The sequence below is a fragment of the Streptomyces sp. NPDC127106 genome, from assembly GCF_042677605.1.
Taxonomy (GTDB): Bacteria; Actinomycetota; Actinomycetes; order Streptomycetales; family Streptomycetaceae; genus Streptomyces.
Genome location: NZ_JBHXTC010000007.1, coordinates 86,669 through 89,004, shown reverse-complemented (window position 1 = coordinate 89,004; position 2,336 = coordinate 86,669). Strand labels below are relative to the sequence as shown.

Here is a 2,336-nt window from a genome sequence, read left to right as displayed (position 1 = left end):
CGCCGCGCCACCCCACCTCCACCGCTGTCATCCCTCCCCCCCACCCCCCCACACACATCCCCCCGCCCCCCCGCCGCCCCCCCCCCCCCCCCCTTCGTCATGTCCGGAATGGACACGTGGGGGGCATGAGGTAGCTGGGGCGGGTGAGTTGCTGTGGGACCGTGTTTGACTTGTCTCTCTGTGGGCATGTCGACAAAACGCTGAAGTGACCTCACAGGCTGCGACATACCAGGTGTACGCGGGTAGCAGGTGATGCGACGATGGGATATATGGGGGACAGGTCAACTCTGCTGGAGACAGGGCGGTTTGTGAGGGCGGCCGGAGCAGAGTCGGATGCAGCAGTCAAAGAGGAGGCTCAGGCCGTTAACGCGCAGACCCCACTGACCGATGCGGGTTTCGCGGAGGAAATGTTCGCCGAGGCCGACACGGCCAGCGACACCGAGCTGGAGGCGCGCCACCGGGTCGCGGCCAACCGCGGTGACCCCGGAGCGATGAGCGTGCTCGGAGCCCTGCTGCTGCGCCGCGGCGACCTGGACGGGGCCGAGCCGTACCTGCGCGGCGCCACCGCGGAGGGGGACCGCGCCGCTGCGAACAACCTGGGCGTACTACTGCTGCAGCGCGGCTACCCCGACGAGGCCGCCGACTGGTGGCGGGTCGCCGCCGTCGCCGGATCCGCCCCCGCGGCCCACGCCCTGGGCCGCCACTTCCGCGAGCGCGGGGACGAGCCCGCCGCCGAGTACTGGTTCCGGCAGGCGGCGGAATCCGGCCACGCCCTCGGCGCGTACGCACTGGCCGACCTGCTGGAGCACCGCGGCGACAAGGGCATCGAGCGCTGGCTGCGGCAGGCCGCCGAGCAGGGCCACCGCGAGGCCGCGTACCGCCTGGCCCGCCACCTGCGCAAGGGCGACCCCGCCGAGGCCGAGCAGTGGTACCGGCAGGCCGCCGCGCGCGGCCACCGGCGCGCCGCCCTACACCTGGGCGTGCTGCTGGAGGCCCGCGGCGAGTTCAAGGAGGCCGGGCGCTGGTACCTGACCTCCGCCAAGCAGGGCGAGGCGCGGGCCGCGTGCGCCCTCGGCTTCCTGCTGCGTGACGCGGGGGACGAGGAGAGCGCGATCGCCTGGTGGAACCGGGCCGCGCAGGACGGAGACGGCAACGCCGCCAACGCGCTCGGCGCCCTGCACGCCGCCCGGGGGGAGACCGAGACCGCGGAGAAGTGGTACCGGACCGCCATGGACGCCGGTGACCAGAACGGGGCGTACAACCTCGCCCTGCTGTGCGCCGCGCAGGACCGGACCGCGCAGGCCGAGCAGTTCTACCGGCGGGCGGCCTACGCCGGCCACCGCGAGGCGGCCAACGCCCTCGCCATCATGCTGCTCCAGGGCGGCGACGCGGCCGGGGCCGAGCCGTGGTTCTCGAAGGCGGCCGAGGCGGGCAGCGTGGACGCCGCCTTCAACCTCGGGATCCTCTTCGCGAGCCGTGACGACGACCGCACGGCGCTGAAGTGGTACGAGCGGGCGGCCTCGGCCGGCCACACCGATGCCGCCCTCCAGGTCGGCATCGCCCTGGTGCGCGACGGCGAGGAGCGGGCCGCCGAGCGGCACCTGCGGTGCGCGGCCGGTGGCGGCAGCGCGGAGGCGTCGTTCCGGCTGGCCGCGCTGCTGGAGTCGCTGGCCCCGCCGCCGGAGCCGCCGGCCCTGGGCGAGCCCGTCGGCGGCCCCGCGCGCACCGAGAGCGAGGAGTGGTACGGGCGGGCCGCCGAGCAGGGGCACCGTCGCGCACAGGTGCGGGTCGGGATGCTGGCCGCGGCCCGCGGTGACATGGCGGTGGCGGCGCGCTGGTACCGGGAGGCGGCGGAGGCCGGCTCCCGCAACGGCGCGTTCAACCTCGGGCTGCTGCTCGCGCGCGAAGGGAACGAGCCGGAGGCCGCCCTGTGGTGGACCCGGGCGGCGGTGGCCGGCCACGGCCGCGCCGCGCTGCGCCTGGGGCTGCTCGCCGCCCGGCACGGGGACCTGGCCGAGGGGCAGAAGTGGTGCGTGCGCGCGATCGAGCTGGGGCCGGCCGAGGTCGCGGAACGCGCCGCCCGGCTGCGCGACGCGCTCGCCGAGGAACTGTCCGTGTAGTCCCGGTGCCGCGTCCGTTAAGCGATTTGCATCTGCCGGGCGGCCTCGCGTAAAGTCGTGTTCACCGACGCGGGGTGGAGCAGCTCGGTAGCTCGCTGGGCTCATAACCCAGAGGTCGCAGGTTCAAATCCTGTCCCCGCTACTGATGACGAAGGGGCCGGTGGGCAGGATACCGGCCGGGGTGGGGGGGGCCCGGGCCCGGGGGGTGGGGCCCCG

At 74.9% G+C, this 2,336-nt stretch carries 1 protein-coding gene and 1 tRNA gene; both read left to right on the top strand.

The window, feature by feature from the left end; translation table 11 throughout:
* Nucleotides 1-407: 407 nt before the first annotated feature.
* Complete coding sequence (locus tag ACFVGY_RS09800; RefSeq protein ID WP_385673637.1) at nucleotides 408-2,120, top strand: tetratricopeptide repeat protein; 1,713 nt, start codon at nucleotides 408-410, stop codon at nucleotides 2,118-2,120.
* Between the two features lie 68 nt (nucleotides 2,121-2,188).
* Nucleotides 2,189-2,262, top strand: a tRNA-Met gene (locus ACFVGY_RS09795).
* Nucleotides 2,263-2,336: the final 74 nt, after the last annotated feature.

What these genes read in the sequence shown, in the direction of transcription:
- ACFVGY_RS09800 (WP_385673637.1), top strand. Translation starts at nt 408, where the DNA reads ATGTTCGCCGAGGCCGACACGGCCAGCGACACCGAGCTGGAGGCGCGC.